This window comes from Nocardia farcinica, from assembly GCF_001182745.1.
GTDB lineage: Bacteria > Actinomycetota > Actinomycetes > Mycobacteriales > Mycobacteriaceae > Nocardia > Nocardia farcinica.
In genome coordinates this window covers 2,630,714-2,644,845 of record NZ_LN868938.1, presented here as the reverse complement: position 1 = coordinate 2,644,845, position 14,132 = coordinate 2,630,714, and the positions used below count along the sequence as shown (strand labels likewise).

The 14,132-nt window shown below is 70.9% G+C and carries 13 protein-coding genes and 1 tRNA gene; 10 read left to right on the top strand and 4 right to left on the bottom strand.

Translation table 11 applies throughout. The features are described 5' to 3' along the window. Positions 1-494 precede the first annotated feature (494 nt). The 8 genes from kdpF (at position 495) to AMO33_RS12730 (ending at position 9,527) form a co-directional block, all read left to right on the top strand. Positions 495-593 (top strand): K(+)-transporting ATPase subunit F, encoded by a 99-nt coding sequence (gene kdpF, locus AMO33_RS12765; protein WP_060592741.1) that lies wholly within the window; start codon positions 495-497, stop codon positions 591-593. 7 nt (positions 594-600) lie between these two features. Further along, on the top strand, positions 601-2,286 hold the full coding sequence (gene kdpA, locus AMO33_RS12760) for a potassium-transporting ATPase subunit KdpA (protein WP_060592740.1): 1,686 nt from the start codon (positions 601-603) through the stop codon (positions 2,284-2,286). Then, complete coding sequence (kdpB, locus tag AMO33_RS12755) at positions 2,283-4,337, top strand: potassium-transporting ATPase subunit KdpB (RefSeq protein WP_060592739.1); 2,055 nt, start codon at positions 2,283-2,285, stop codon at positions 4,335-4,337. The genes kdpA and kdpB overlap by 4 nt, the downstream gene beginning before the upstream one ends. 5 nt (positions 4,338-4,342) lie before the next feature. Next, a complete protein-coding gene (locus tag AMO33_RS12750; RefSeq protein ID WP_060593459.1) occupies positions 4,343-4,987 on the top strand; it encodes a potassium-transporting ATPase subunit C in 645 nt (214 codons plus the stop codon). A gap of 7 nt (positions 4,988-4,994) precedes the next feature. Then, positions 4,995-7,481, top strand: a complete 2,487-nt coding sequence (locus AMO33_RS12745; RefSeq protein WP_060592738.1) for a sensor histidine kinase — start codon at positions 4,995-4,997, stop codon at positions 7,479-7,481. Continuing rightward, positions 7,478-8,158 (top strand): response regulator, encoded by a 681-nt coding sequence (locus AMO33_RS12740; RefSeq protein ID WP_060592737.1) that lies wholly within the window; start codon positions 7,478-7,480, stop codon positions 8,156-8,158. Before AMO33_RS12745 ends, AMO33_RS12740 begins: the two co-directional genes overlap by 4 nt. 80 nt (positions 8,159-8,238) lie before the next feature. Beyond that, positions 8,239-8,550, top strand: a complete 312-nt coding sequence (gene ppnP / locus AMO33_RS12735) for a pyrimidine/purine nucleoside phosphorylase (RefSeq protein ID WP_060592736.1) — start codon at positions 8,239-8,241, stop codon at positions 8,548-8,550. Between the two features lie 71 nt (positions 8,551-8,621). Continuing rightward, positions 8,622-9,527, top strand: coding sequence for an alpha/beta fold hydrolase (locus tag AMO33_RS12730; protein ID WP_060592735.1), 906 nt, complete (start codon positions 8,622-8,624; stop codon positions 9,525-9,527). Here the strand turns inward: AMO33_RS12730 and AMO33_RS12725 are convergent. Both AMO33_RS12725 and AMO33_RS12720 read right to left on the bottom strand, forming a co-directional pair. Next, positions 9,524-10,942: a WS/DGAT/MGAT family O-acyltransferase gene (locus AMO33_RS12725; RefSeq protein WP_060592734.1), complete on the bottom strand. Its 1,419-nt coding sequence runs from the start codon at positions 10,940-10,942 to the stop codon at positions 9,524-9,526. The two genes, AMO33_RS12730 and AMO33_RS12725, sit on opposite strands and share 4 nt — an antisense overlap. Positions 10,943-10,991: 49 nt before the next feature. Further along, positions 10,992-11,516 carry a glycine-rich domain-containing protein gene (locus AMO33_RS12720; RefSeq protein ID WP_060592733.1) on the bottom strand — a complete coding sequence of 175 codons (525 nt, stop codon included), beginning with the start codon at positions 11,514-11,516 and terminating at the stop codon, positions 10,992-10,994. Between the two features lie 596 nt (positions 11,517-12,112). Here AMO33_RS12720 and AMO33_RS31465 point away from each other — a divergent pair. Further along, a complete protein-coding gene (locus tag AMO33_RS31465; RefSeq protein ID WP_157838360.1) occupies positions 12,113-12,268 on the top strand; it encodes a hypothetical protein in 156 nt (51 codons plus the stop codon). 7 nt (positions 12,269-12,275) lie between these two features. Here the strand turns inward: AMO33_RS31465 and AMO33_RS12715 are convergent, their stop codons facing one another. Beyond that, positions 12,276-12,707, bottom strand: coding sequence for a nitroreductase/quinone reductase family protein (locus AMO33_RS12715; protein ID WP_041560783.1), 432 nt, complete (start codon positions 12,705-12,707; stop codon positions 12,276-12,278). Between the two features lie 134 nt (positions 12,708-12,841). Between AMO33_RS12715 and AMO33_RS12710 the strand changes: the two genes are divergently transcribed. Continuing rightward, positions 12,842-12,915, top strand: a tRNA-Ile gene (locus tag AMO33_RS12710). A 44-nt stretch (positions 12,916-12,959) separates the two neighbouring features. Here AMO33_RS12710 and AMO33_RS12705 read toward each other — a convergent pair. Then, positions 12,960-14,057 carry a site-specific integrase gene (locus AMO33_RS12705; protein WP_240327499.1) on the bottom strand — a complete coding sequence of 366 codons (1,098 nt, stop codon included), beginning with the start codon at positions 14,055-14,057 and terminating at the stop codon, positions 12,960-12,962. Positions 14,058-14,132 lie beyond the last annotated feature (75 nt).

Sequence of the window (14,132 nt, the reverse complement as noted above, 5' to 3'; positions counted from 1 at the left end):
TAGCGCAACCACGATCGGACCGGGGAGTCGCGACTGGTCGGTTGCCCATCTTCATAGCCGTTCCGAAGCCCGCGCTGTGCGCGTTCACAAGCCTGTGACCAGTACGTTTGTGCTGAGTGTTTGCTCGGGAGATCGGAATTCGAGGGCAACATAGGATCGTTACCCGACCACCGGTACCCCTTGTGAGCTGCGCCGCAGCCCCCCGGTGGTGGCTACCGACGGGGGAGAACGGCGGTTCAGCGACCGATCGGCGCGGTCGAACCCCGAGCGTAAAGAACGCGTCAGGACTCGGGCCGCCCGCGTCAATTCCGCGTATGGATCGGCCGGAAACGGCGCGCGGCGGCGGATCGTGGGTGCGCGGGCGCCGACCGGCGTCCTGGCTTTCGATCGCAAGGACATGAGATGGCTGACGCCGCCTATGTGGTGTTGATCTTCGTGGGATTCCTCGGCTGCGCGCTGGTGCTGCGCGCCCTGCACGGCAAGGGGGAGCGGCGATGACGTGGGCCGGGGTCACCAGCGCGGGGCTGGTGCTGATCGCGGCGGCCCTGGTGGTGTATCTGCTGGTGGCGCTGCTCGATCCGGAGAGGTTCTGAGGTCGCGATGTCCCCCGCTCTCGCCGCGGGCCTGCAGATCGCCTCCGTGGTGGCAGTGCTCGCCCTCGTCTACGTCCCCCTGGGCGACTACATGGCCCGGGTGTACACGTCCTCGTCCGACCTGCGGGCCGAGTCGTGGCTGTACCGGCTGGCCCGTGTCGACCCCCGCGCCGAGCAGACCTGGTACGGCTACGCGGGCAGTGTGCTCGGCTTCTCGCTGGCCGGTGTGCTGGTGCTGTATGTGCTGCAGCGGATCCAAGGGGTGCTGCCGCTGTCGCATGGGCTCGCCGGGGTGAGCCCCGCGGTGGCCTTCAACACCGCGGTCTCCTTCGTCACCAACACCAACTGGCAGTCCTACGTCCCCGAGACCACGATGAGCCCGCTCACCCAGTCGGCCGGGCTGGCCGTGCAGAACTTCGTCTCGGCGGCGGTCGGGATGGCGGTCGCGGTGGCGCTGATCCGTGGTCTGGTGCGCGTCGGGCGCGGCGGGGAGGTCGGCAACTTCTGGGTCGACCTGACCCGTGGCACGCTGCGCATCCTGCTGCCGCTGGCCTTCGTGATCGCGCTGATCCTGTTGAGCCAGGGCGTGATCCAGTCCTACCGCAGCGGCTTCACCGGTGCCGGTCTGGACGGGCGGCCGGTCACCACGGCGCTGGCGCCGGTCGCCTCGCAGGAAGCGATCAAGGAACTCGGAACCAACGGCGGCGGCGTGCTGGCGGCCAACTCGGCGCACCCGTTCGAGAATCCCACGCCGCTGAGCAATCTCGTGCAGATCCTCGCGATCCTGCTCATTCCCGTCGCGCTCACCCGCACCTTCGGCACCATGATCGGCAACCGTCGACAGGGCTTGACGGTGCTGGCGGTGATGGCCGGGATCTACGCCGTGATCCTGGGGGTGACCACCGCGGCGGAATCCGGGGCGCGCGGTGCGGCGGCGACGGCCGCGGGCGCGATGCTCGAGGGCAAGGAGGTCCGGTTCGGCATCCCCGGTTCGGTGTTGTTCGCGGTGTCCACCACCGGCACCAGCACCGGCGCGGTGAATTCCGCGCACGACAGCATGTCCCCGCTCGGCGGCGGGGCCGTGCTGGTGAACATGCTGCTCGGTGAGATCGCGCCGGGCGGGGTGGGCAGTGGGCTCTACGGCATCCTCGTGCTGGCGGTGATCGCCGTGTTCGTCGGTGGCCTGCTGGTGGGACGCACGCCGGAGTTCCTGGGCAAGAAATTGCGCCGTCGCGAGATCACCCTGGCCGCCCTGGCGGTGTTGGTGATGCCGGCGCTGGTACTGACCGGCACGGCGATCACGGTGATCCTGCCCGAGACCGCCGCCGCACTGGGCAATTCCGGCGACCCGGGCACCCCGGGCGCCGTGCACGGATTCAGCGAGGTGCTCTACGCCTACGCCTCGGCATCGAACAACAACGGCAGCGCGTTCGGCGGGTTGACCGTCACCAGCGACTGGTTCCAGTCCTCGCTGGGACTGTGCATGCTGTTCGGCCGGTTCCTGCCGATCCTGTTCGTGCTGGCCTTGGCCGGTTCGCTGGCCGCCCAGCCGCGCACGCCCGCGGCCGCGGGCACCCTGCCCACCGCCGGTGCCGGTTTCGCGGCGCTGCTCACCGGGACCGTCGTGCTCGTCGCGGCCCTGACCTTCTTCCCCGTCCTGGCTCTGGGACCGATCGCGGAGGCACTGCAATGACCACCGTCCTGGACCGCCCGCAGCGCGCGGCTCACCCGGCGTTCGCGCCGCGGCAGCTCGCCGGCGCGTTGCCGGGCGCGCTGACCAAACTCGACCCACGGCGCATGGCGCGCAATCCGGTGATGTTCGTGGTGTTCGTCGGATCGGTGATCACCACGCTCGCCGCCGTCGCCGAACCCAGCGTGTTCGGCTGGTCGATCGCGGCGTGGCTGTGGTTCACCGTGCTGTTCGCCAACCTGGCCGAAGCGGTGGCCGAGGGCCGCGGCAAAGCCCAGGCCGAGACGCTGCGCCGGACCAAGCGGGAGATGACCGCCCGCCGCCTGGGCGGCGACGGCGAGGAGCGGGTGCCCGCCACCGACCTGCGTGTGGGTGATCGGGTGGTCGTCGAAGCGGGCGAGCTGATCCCCGGTGACGGCGACGTGATCGACGGTATCGCCGCGGTGGACGAATCCGCGATCACCGGCGAATCCGCCCCGGTGATCCGGGAATCCGGCGGCGACCGTTGCGCCGTCACCGGCGGGACCACCGTGCTGTCGGACCGGATCGTCGTGCGGATCACCGCGGCGCCGGGACAGACCTTCGTCGACCGGATGATCGCCCTCGTCGAGGGCGCCGCTCGGCAGAAGACCCCCAACGAGATCGCGCTGAACATCCTGCTGGCCGCGCTGACCATCGTGTTCCTGCTCGCCGTCGTCGCGCTCGGCCCGATGAGCGCCTACGCGGGCGCCGAGCGGGGCCCGGTCGAGCTGATCGCGCTGCTGGTCTGCCTGATCCCGACCACCATCGGGGCGCTGCTCTCGGCGATCGGCATCGCCGGGATGGACCGGCTGGTGCGGCGCAACGTGCTGGCCACGTCGGGCCGCGCGGTCGAGGCGGCAGGCGATATCGACACCCTGCTGCTGGACAAGACCGGCACCATCACCTTCGGCAACCGCCGCGCCACCGCGCTGCACCCGGCGCCGGGCGTCACGGCGAGCGAGCTGGCCGCCGCGGCGCGGCTGTCGAGCCTGGCCGACGGCACGCCCGAAGGCCGCAGCATCGTCGACCTGTGCGCCGCGGACCACGGCCTGCCGACACTGCCGAGCGCCGACGAGGGCCGTGCCGAATTCGTCGCCTTCAGCGCCCACACGCGGATGAGCGGACTCGATCTCGACAGCGCGCGGATCCGCAAGGGCGCCGCCGACGCGGTGACGGCGTGGGTGCGCGAACAGGGCGGGCAGCTCGCCGACGCGGTGACCGAGACCGTCGACCGGATCGCCCGCGGCGGCGGCACCCCGCTGGTCGTCGCGCGCGCCGACGGCGTGGACGCGGCCGTGCTCGGCGTCGTCGAACTGTCCGACGTGGTGAAACCCGGTATGGCCGAACGATTCGCCCGGCTGCGCACGATGGGCATCCGCACCGTGATGGTCACCGGCGACAACCCGCTCACGGCGCGGGCCATCGCCGCCGCGGCCGGGGTCGACGACTTCCTCGCCGAGGCCACCCCGGAGGACAAGCTGGCGTTGATCCGCACCGAGCAGGCCGCGGGCAGGCTGGTCGCGATGACCGGCGACGGCACCAACGACGCGCCCGCACTGGCCCGCGCCGACGTGGGCGTGGCCATGAACTCCGGCACCTCCGCGGCCAAGGAGGCGGGCAACATGGTCGATCTCGACTCCGATCCCACCAAGCTGATCGAGGTCGTCGAGATCGGCAAGCAGCTGCTCATCACCCGCGGTGCGCTCACCACGTTCTCGCTGGCCAACGACCTGGCCAAGTACTTCGCGATCCTGCCCGCGCTGTTCAGCGGCGTCTACCCGCAGCTGGCGGCGTTGAACATCCTGGGGCTGGCCACGGCGCAGTCGGCGATCCTGTCCTCGGTGATCTTCAACGCGCTGGTGATCGTGGCGCTGATCCCCTTGGCGCTCAAAGGGGTTCGCTATCGGCCGGCGAGCGCTTCGGCTCTGCTCGGGCGCAATCTGCTCATCTACGGCGTCGGCGGGGTGATCACCCCGTTCCTCGGGATCCCCCTGATCGATCTCGTCGTCCGCCACGTACCGGGAATCGGGTGAACACCATGCGTTTCGGCACTCTGCTGACGAATCTGGCCAGACAGACCCGCGCGGGCGCGATCGTGCTGCTGCTGCTCACCGCCGTGGTCGGCGCGGCCTATCCGGCGGCGGTGTGGGCGCTGAGCCGGATCGATCGCGCCGCCGCCGAGGGCGCGCCGCTCACCGACGTGCACGGTTGCGTGGTGGGCAGCAGACTGCTCGCCGTCGACCCGGTCGTGCCAGCGGGACAGCCGGACCCGTACTTCCATCCGCGGCTGCGCGGTTCCGGTGACGACGCCTTCGCCCCGGGCGATCCGGCCGCCGCCCTGCCCACCAACCAGGGGCCGAGCAGCGAGCTGCTGGCCGGGTGGATCGGGCAGCGGCGCGCGGCGATCGCGGCACGGGAAGGCGTCGCGCCCGAGCGGGTGCCGGTCGACGCGGTCACCGGCTCCGGCTCCGGCGTCGACCCGCACATCTCCCCGGCCTACGCCGAACTGCAGGTGCCCCGGGTGGCTCGGGTGACCGGACTGGGGGAGCAACGGGTGCGTGCGCTGGTCGCCGAGCACACCGCCGGTCGGCAGGCGGGCTTCCTCGGCGCCGAGCGGGTCGAGGTGCCCGCGCTGAACGTGGCGCTGGGGCTGACCGCGCCGGGCTGCGGGGTCGGCGGATGATGTCCTGGTGAGCACCTCGGACGCGCCCGCCCCGCGCCGCGGTCGGCTGCGGATCTACCTCGGCGCCGCGCCCGGAGCGGGCAAGACCTACGCGATGCTGGGCGAGGCCCACCGGCGCATCGCGCGCGGTGGCGACGTCGTGGTCGCGATCGTGAACACCCACGGCAGGCCGCGCACCGAAGAACAGCTCGCCGGATTGGAGGTGGTGCCGCCGCGGCGGATCACCTACCGGGGTGTCGAGTTCGAGGAACTCGACCTCGACGCGGTGCTCGCGCGCCGTCCCGCGGTCGCCCTGGTCGACGAACTCGCCCACACCAACGTCCCCGGCAGCCGCCACGCCAAGCGGTGGCAGGACGTGGCGGAACTGCTGGCCGCCGGGATCGATGTGCTGTCCACGGTCAACATCCAGCACCTCGAGTCGCTCGCCGACGTGGTCGAGCAGATCACCGGCGTCGCGCAGCGCGAGCGGATCCCGGACGCGGTGGTGCGGCGCGCCGAGCAGATCGAGCTGGTCGACATCACCCCGCAGGCGCTGCGCAGGCGGCTGGCCCACGGCAACGTCTACGCGCCGGAGAAGGTGGACGCCGCGCTGCGCAACTACTTCCGGGAGGGCAATCTCACCGCGCTGCGCGAGATCGCCCTGCTGTGGCTGGCCGACCAGGTGGATCTGGCGCTGGCCAAGTACCGGGGCGAGCACGCCATCACCGACACCTGGGAGGCGCGCGAGCGGGTGGTGGTGGCGGTGACCGGCGGGCCGGAATCGGAGACGCTGGTGCGCCGGGCCAGCCGGATCGCCGCCAAGGCCGGGGCCGACCTGCTGGTCGTGCACGTCGTGCGGGGGGACGGGCTCACCACGCCGGAGATGGGTGCGGTGCGGGAGCTGGCCGCGGGGCTGGGCGCCGACGTGCACAGCGTGGTCGGCGACGACGTGCCCGCCACGCTGCTCGATTTCGCCCGCCAGGTGAACGCGACCCAGCTGGTCGTCGGCACCTCGCGGCGCTCGCGCTGGGCGCGGATCCTCGACGAGGGCATCGGCGCCGCGGTGGTGCGCGACTCGGGCAAGATCGACGTCCACATGGTCACCCACGAGCACCGCGTGCGCGGGCCCCGGCCGGCGCTGCTCGGCCGCCACGACCGGCGGCTGGCCGCCTGGCTGGCCGCCTTCCTGATCCCGGTCGCGGCGACCGCGGTGATGGCCGCCATCGTGCGGCTGACCGGGACCGCCGGGCTGAACGCGCTGTTCTTCGTCGCGGTGCTCGCGGTGGCGCTGTTCGGTGGTGTCGGCCCGGCGATCGTCGCGGCGCTGCTGTCGGGGCTGTTGCTGAACTATTTCTTCACCGAGCCGCTCTACAGCCTCACGATCGCCGAGCCCGCCAATTTCGTCACCACGGTGGTGCTGCTGGTGGTGGCCGTGGCGGTGGCCGCGCTGGTCGACACCGCGGCGGTGCGGGCCAGGGAGGCGGGGTCGGCGGCGCGGGAAGCCGAACTGCTGGCGCTGTTCGCGGGCGCGGTGCTGCGCGGGGCCGACGTGCCCGCGTTGCTGGAGAAGGTCCGCGAGACCTACGCCCAGCGGGGTGTCAGTCTGGTGCGCCTGGACGGTGACCGGGTCGAGGTGCTCGGCACCGCGGGCGCCGAGCCGCCGAGCACCCCGGCGGCCGCCGACACCCGCGGTGACGTCGAGGACAGCCCCTACGCGCTGCTGCTGGCCGGGCCGCGGTTGCGCCCCCGGGACCGGCGCGTCCTCACCGCGGTCGCGGGACAGGCCGCCGGCCTGGTGCGGCAGCGGGAACTCGCCGCCGAGGCCGCCCGCGCCGCCATGCTCGCCGAGACCGACCGGCTGCGCCGGTTGCTGCTCTCGGCCGTCAGCCACGATCTGCGCACTCCGCTGGCCGCCGTCAAGGCCGCGGCGGCCGGACTGCGCAGCACCGATGTCGAATTCTCCCCGGAGGACACCGCCGAATTGCTCGCCACCATCGAGGAATCCACCGATCAGCTCACCCGCCTGGTGACCAACCTGCTCGACTCGTCCCGGCTGGCCGCCGGTGTCGTCACCCCCGAACCGCGCCCGGTCTACGTCGACGAGGTGGTGCACTCGGCGCTGCTGTCCCTCGGGGTGGACGCGGGGGAGCGGCTCACCCTCGAACTCGGCGACACCCTCGTGCGCGCCGACGCCACCCTGCTGGAGCGGGTGCTGGCCAACCTCCTCGACAACGCCCTGCGCTACGCGCCCGACGGCCCGATCCGGGTGTGCGCCACCAACTCCGGCGAGCGCACCACCGTCACGGTCGCCGACCACGGACCCGGGCTGGACTCCGGCGTCACCGCCTTCCCCCGCACCGGTGACCAGCGCACCGGCGGTGCCGGTCTCGGGCTGGTGGTGGCGCGCGGCTTCGTCGAGGCCATGGGCGGCACCCTCACCGCCGCCGAGACGCCTGGTGGCGGCACGACCATGATCATCGACCTGCCCGCCGTGTCGACCGAGGCACCGGCATGACCCGCATTCTCGTCGTCGACGACGAACCCCAGATCCTGCGCGCACTGCGCATCAACCTCACCGCCCGCGGCTACGAGGTGGTCACCGCCGCCGACGGCCGCTCCGCGCTGCGCGCCGCCGCGCAGCAGCGCCCGGACGTGATCGTGCTCGATCTCGGGCTGCCCGACCTGGACGGCATCGAGGTGCTTGCCGGTCTGCACGGCTGGTGCTCGGCACCGGTGATCGTGCTCTCGGCGCGCTCCGACGCGGCCGACAAGGTCGCCGCGCTGGACACCGGCGCCGACGACTACGTGACCAAACCGTTCGGCATGGAGGAGTTCCTGGCCCGGATCCGCGCCGCCGTCCGCCGCGCCGCCGCCACCCCCGACCTGCCCGGACCCACCGTGGTGACCGACGCCTTCGTCGTCGACCTCGCGGCGAAGAAGGTGACCCGCGACGGCGCCGACGTGCATCTCACCCCGACCGAATGGAGCATGCTCGAGATGCTGGTGCGCCACCGCGGCAAACTCGTCGGCCAGCGCGAACTGCTCACCGAGATCTGGGGCCCCTCCTACGTCGGCCAGACCCACTACCTGCGCGTCTACCTCACCCAGTTGCGCCACAAGCTCGAACCCGACCCCTCCCGGCCGCGCTACCTGATCACCGAACCGGGCCGCGGCTACCGCTTCGAGCCCTGAGCCACGGCTGTGACCCCGGTCGCAGCCGCCCCTCGCGTACGCTGCGAGCGCTTGCAGTTCGGTGAATCGGGAAAGAGCGTATGTCGAAGTTCGAGAATGTCAGCGTCGCGAAGAAGGCCAACGTCTACTTCGACGGCGCATGTGTCAGCCACAGCATCGAATTCCCCGACGGCACCGCCAAGTCGGTCGGGGTGATCCTGCCCGCGACGCTGACCTTCGGCACCGCCGCGCCCGAGGTCATGGAGCTGGTCGAGGGCCACTGCCGCGTCACCCTGCCCGGTGCCGACGCGCCGGTCACGTTCCGGGGCGGGGAGTCCTTCGAGGTGCCCGCCGACAGCGAGTTCACCATCGAGGTGCTCGAGACCGTGCACTACGTCTGCCACTACGGCTGACCGCGCGCGCTACCCTGGGGGACACGTATAGAACGTGTTCCAGTTTACGGGGTGGTGCGAGGAGGGCGACGATGGCCGGACCCGACGTGCGGGCGACCCGGATCCACCGGCTGGTGCGGCGCGCGGGCGTCCCCGACATCGCGGGCGTCCCGGGTGGGCGCGAGATCGAGCTGCCCGGTCGCGGCAGCACCTACGTCGTCGACATCCCCGGCCCGGCGGGCGCGCCCGCGCTGATCCTGTTGCACGGCACCGCCAGCACCGCCCTGCTCAACTGGTTTCCCGCGCTGGAAGGGCTCTCCGAGCGGTTCCGGGTCATCCTGTTCGACCAGCGCTGGCACGGCCGCGGTATCCGCTCGCGCACCTTCCGTCTCGACGACTGCGCCGACGACGTGGTCGCCGTCGCCGACGCGCTCGATGTGCCGCGTGCCGTCTGCGTCGGCTACTCCCTCGGCGGCGCCGTCGCGTTGACCACCGCCCACCGTCACCCCGACCGGGTGGCCGGGCTCGTGCTGTGCGCGACGCCGTACCGGTTCCGGGAGAAGTGGCGCGAGAAGGCCTTTCATCAGGCGTTCGGCGCCCTCGCCGACGTGATCGCCCCGCTGTCGCTGCGCCGCGCGGAGAAGCTGCTGCACGCGCTGCCGGAGGTGCCCGAGCAGCAATGGGCGCCGGGCGACTTCGAGCGCTGGGCGCTGGCGGAGTTCCGCAGCACCAGCGGCTGGGCCTTGACCCAGGTGATCGCCGAGGTCGGCCGGTTCGACGCCACGCCGTGGCTGCACACCCTCGACCTGCCGACCGCCGTCGTCATCACCACCCGCGACCGCGCCATCCCGGTGTACCGGCAGCTGGAGATGGCGACCATGATCCCCGGCGCCACCATCCATCTGGCCCGCACCGGACACACCGGTTGCGTGTTCGGCGCGGACCGCTTCGTCCCCGCGGTACTGGCCGCCTGCGACTCGGTCGCCGACCGGCTCTAGCCGCGCTGCCGCGCCGCCTGCCGCAGCTCCTCGAGGGCGTCGGGGATCTCGTTCGCCAGCTCGTGCACATCGGGCACCAGCTCCTTGCAGGCGATGAGCCCGAAATCGAGGTGGCCGTTGTTCGACAGCGCGGTGATGGTGAGCCCGGCGCCGTGGAAGACCGGCCCGAACGGATAGATGCCGAGCACCTTCACGCCGAGGAAATACAGCGGCATCGGCGGGCCCGGCACGTTCGAGATCACCAGGTTGTGCACCACCGGGTGCCGCTCGGCCAGCTTGAACGACGAATACAGCCGCATCGCCAGCCGGAAGGTGTTCGGCGGTGCGTACTGCGTCCAGTCCTGCAGGAAGTCCGAGCCGATCAACTCGTGTTCGTCCTTGGCGCCCTTGTTCGCCTCGGCGACCTTCGACAGCCGCTCCACCGGATCGGCGATGTCGGTGCCCAGCTCGCAGAACAGCGAGGAAACCTTGTTGATGCCCTCGGTGTGCCGGGAGGACTCGTGCACCGACACCGGCACCGAGGCGATCAGCGAGCGGTCCGGCAGCTCGCCCCGGCGCTCCAGGTAGCGGCGCAGCGCGCCGCCGACGGCGGCCAGCACCACGTCGTTGACCTTCACCGCGAAGGCCTCCTTGATCTCCTTCACCGTGTCCAGGTCGGTCGCGGTGAAGGCGACCGTGCGGTGCGGGGTGATCGCCTTGTTGAACGGCGTGCGCGGGGCGGTGAGCGGAATCGCCATGCCGGGCATGTCGGTGGCGCGCCGCCGCATGACGAAGCCCGCCAGCATGCCGACCGTCTTGGGCAGCATGCCGACCACGCCCGCACGGGCCGGCAAGCGCACGGCCGCGTCGGCCAGCAGCCGCCAGTCGCTGGGCTGCGGCTCCGGGCGCGGCGGCCGGTGCGCGTCGGGTGGCTCCGGCGCCTCGGTCCTGGTCGCGCCCGGCTCGATATCGCACAGGTGCATCATCATGTTCGCCCCGGTGATGCCGTCGACGGCCGCGTGGTGGTACTTGGAGATCACCGCGACCTTGTCCCCGTCGACCCCCTCGACCACGCTCATCTGCCACAGCGGCCTGCTGCGGTCCATCGGGGTGCTGGCGATGTCGCCGACCAGCTCGGCCAGCTCCTTGCGGCCGCCCGGGCGCGGCAACCCGTAGCGGCGGATGTGGTAGTCCAGATCGAAGTCGGCGTCCTCGACCCACAGCGGATGGTCGAGGTTCAACGGCACCTGCCGTAGTCGCCTGCGCATCTGCGGAACGTAGGTGAGCCTGCGCCCCAGCTCGGCTTTGAAGGCGTCGAAGGAGTAGTCCGCGCCCTCGGCCGTCGGATCCAGGATCAGCAGCGCGCACACGTGCAGATGCTGGGTCCCGGTCTCCAGGTACAGGAAGCTGGCATCCAGTCCGGTGAGTCGTTCCATAGCAGAAGTCTACTAGAACACGTTCTAGTTTTGTGGCGTCCTCGGCCGGTCAGCTGTGGTCGGGCGCCGCCCGCCGCAACTCCGCTTCGATCGCCGCCACCCGTTCGGCCGCGATGCCCCACGGATGCGTCACCCCCACCCGGCGGTCGAGATCCCACAACACGCACGTCTCGCCCGGCTGCGCGACCAATGACCAGGCCACCACCGTGCGGCCGAGCTGTTCGGTCATCGTGCCGTGCTTCGCCGCCGTCGGTGACCCGGACCCGTCCGGGTAATGGTGCAGGAAGCGGCCGTAGGCGGCGTCGCAGAAGGCGGCGTAGCGTTCCGTGCACAGGATCAGCCCGTGCCAGGCCTCGTCCACCGCGTGCGACGGCATCCCGATCACCTGGCCGTCGCGCATGGCCGCGCCGCAGCAGCGCAGCCACTGCCGCAACCCCGTCTCCACCAGCTCGCGGGGCTGCCAGGGGCAAGTCTTGAACACCGCCTCGGGCAGTTCCAGCGCGGCCACCGCCTGCTCGACATCGCGCAGGTCGACCGGCCCGGCGCCCCGGTTCCGGAAGGGAAAAATCCGCACGATTCACTGTACGGCGCAACGCTGCGGACAGGGGCGTTCCGCCGCTACCATGCACGAGTGACGCTCGCGGTAGTCCTGTTGGTCATCATCATGATCCTGCTGATCGGGGGCGGCGTCGCGGTCTTCGTCATCGGGATGATCAGATCCGTCGGTGCCCAGGTACCACCGCCGCCGTACGGCGCGGGCAGGCACGGGTACGACACCTCGCTGTGGTCGGCCGCCGACGCCGGTGGTGCAGGCCGGCATGACCCCGGCGGCTTCGGGTGCTCCAGCGGTGACGGATTCTCCGGTGGTGACGGATGCTCGGCGGGGGAGGGCTCGTCCGGCGGAAGCAGCTGTTCGGGTGGTAGCAGCTGCGGTGGGGGCAGCAGTTGTGGCGGCGGAAGCAGCAGCAGTTGTGGCGGTGGGAGCAGCTGCGGCGGCGGTGGCGGCTGACGGCACGGTCCCTCCCGGCGGGGCGATCCAGAGCCGCCGGCTATCGGACGACCGCGATTAGCGCGCAACGCAATTGGGTATGTCCAACGGTCGGCGAGCATAAACTGTGACATAGCACGCACCCTCCGTCGTGGCAGTGTGAGCGACGTTAAGGTGCCTGCGTGCAAACTCTGATCGTGGTCGGCGTGGTCATCGCCGTCCTCTTCCTCGTCTTCGCCGTGGTCCAATTCGCCAGCCGCCCCCCGCGCGACCGAAGTCGTTACGACACAGCAGATTCGCGGGCCGGCGCCGGATGGGCGGCCGACACCGACGACTGAACCGCGGTCACCGCGTCGGAGTGAGCACCACCACGGCGATGGGCCGTTTCGTCATCCGCTGATATTCGCTGTACCGGCCCCGATTCACCCCGTCGACCAGCGCCCACCGGCGTGCGTACTCCGGATCGTCCGGATACGTCGCCCGCGCAACGACTTCCAGCTTTCTCCGCCCCACCTGGATCGCGCACTCCGGCGAGGCCTTCACATTCGCCAGCCACCCCGGCGGCCGCGGCGACCCACCGTTGGACGCCGTCACCAGATAACTCTCCCCGTCCCGCGCGTACGTCAGCGCCGATGTACGCGGCTCCCCCGTCTTCCGCCCGACCGTATACAACAACAGGGTCGGATTCCCCAGCAACAGCCGATGCCCCACCCAGCCGTTGCTGTGCTCGTAGATCCACTGATGGGCCTTCAACGCGCGGACGAACAGATTCGCCATCTCCACACCTCGCTCGTGTGCTCATGTGCCGTCGATGTCCTTCGAGCCCCACCCACCCTACGACCCACCCGCTGACTGGTGCCCGCCCCGCCGCACCCGGTACCATCCACCACGCCGCGGCCCATCCGCGGAGCGGGGCGGTAGCTCAGTCGGTTAGAGCCGTGGACTCATAATCCATTGGTCGCGGGTTCGAGCCCCGCCCGCCCCACTTCACCCCCTGTTTCCAGCCCTTGGCGAACGGGCATCCATCGTTTATTCATCGCTTACAGCGAGCGTCAGGTCGAGTACCGCCGCAACCTCCGGGTGCTGGCGCCCCCGGCCGAAGTAGCGATCCTGCGTCATCGACACATGCCGGTGCCCGAGGTGATCGGCGCCGACGCGTGCAGACAGCGACGCATCATCGATCAGCGTGGCGACAGCCTTGCGGAAGCTGTGGCTGGTGACCTCGGGGAGACCGAACCGTTCGCGCACCTTCCGCCACTGCTTGCCCATGTTGTTCGGGTCGCGCAAAGTGCCGGCCGAACTCGGGAAGATCACGCCATCGGCGCTCGGGTGCGGTTCGGTGCTCCGCCGCGTCAGCATCGCAACGACGAACTTCGGCAGGGGAATTGTGCGGAATCCCGCCGCGGTCTTGGTGGCCTCCACGCGGACCAGGCCGACGCCCTTCACGCGCACGACCTTGCCGCACACGTGGGCAACCCGCGCCTTGTCGTCGATGTCGACCCACCGCAACGCCAGCAGCTCCGACCGACGTAGCCCTGTGCCGATGAACATCGTCAGCGGGTCGGCGAGGTCGACCTCTCGGCAGTACTCGGCGAGCGTCCGTCCATCGTCGAATGGCTCGGTGCTGTTGCGAATCCCGTGGAGCAGCTGGACCAGCTGCTCGGGCGTGACCGCGGGTGCGCCCTTCGGGGGCGTCTTCGACTCTATGCGCGAAACGTCGGAGACCGGGTTGCGATCGAGTGGGCCGTCCAGGACGGCGAGCTGGAGGGCGCCGCGAAGGATGGTCTTCGCCTGCCGCGCCATCGTCGCGCCGTGGTCGCGTCGCATCGCGCGCAGCGCCTTATCGATCCTGCCGCTGTCGACCTCGCCGACCCGAAGCCCACCGATCTTGTTGTCCAGCTTGCCGAGCGCGAACCGGTAGGTGTCGAGCGTGGCCGTCGAGCGTCCGTCTTCCTCGAGACGCTGGAGGTGGGTACGGCACAGCGCAGAGACCGAAGTGTTGGCGTCGATGTCGTTCTCGGTCGGGGTGCGGCGTTCTTCGATGGCGGCCATGAGCTCGCGCTCGGCGAGGGCGCCGTACCGATCGTCGGCCCCGGCCGGCGTTCGCCGCTCGACGATGCGCACCACGCCGTCGTCATCGCGGAAGCGGCAGCGAGCTAGCCATACTCCATCGCTGACCTTGGTTCGGGAGACCTTGCCGTG

What these genes read in the sequence shown, in the direction of transcription:
- kdpF (WP_060592741.1), top strand. Translation starts at nt 495, where the DNA reads ATGACGTGGGCCGGGGTCACCAGCGCGGGGCTGGTGCTGATCGCGGCG.
- kdpA (WP_060592740.1), top strand. Translation starts at nt 601, where the DNA reads ATGTCCCCCGCTCTCGCCGCGGGCCTGCAGATCGCCTCCGTGGTGGCA.
- kdpB (WP_060592739.1), top strand. Translation starts at nt 2,283, where the DNA reads ATGACCACCGTCCTGGACCGCCCGCAGCGCGCGGCTCACCCGGCGTTC.
- AMO33_RS12750 (WP_060593459.1), top strand. Translation starts at nt 4,343, where the DNA reads ATGCGTTTCGGCACTCTGCTGACGAATCTGGCCAGACAGACCCGCGCG.
- AMO33_RS12740 (WP_060592737.1), top strand. Translation starts at nt 7,478, where the DNA reads ATGACCCGCATTCTCGTCGTCGACGACGAACCCCAGATCCTGCGCGCA.
- ppnP (WP_060592736.1), top strand. Translation starts at nt 8,239, where the DNA reads ATGTCGAAGTTCGAGAATGTCAGCGTCGCGAAGAAGGCCAACGTCTAC.
- AMO33_RS12730 (WP_060592735.1), top strand. Translation starts at nt 8,622, where the DNA reads ATGGCCGGACCCGACGTGCGGGCGACCCGGATCCACCGGCTGGTGCGG.
- AMO33_RS12725 (WP_060592734.1), bottom strand. Translation starts at nt 10,942, where the DNA reads ATGGAACGACTCACCGGACTGGATGCCAGCTTCCTGTACCTGGAGACC.
- AMO33_RS12715 (WP_041560783.1), bottom strand. Translation starts at nt 12,707, where the DNA reads ATGGCGAATCTGTTCGTCCGCGCGTTGAAGGCCCATCAGTGGATCTAC.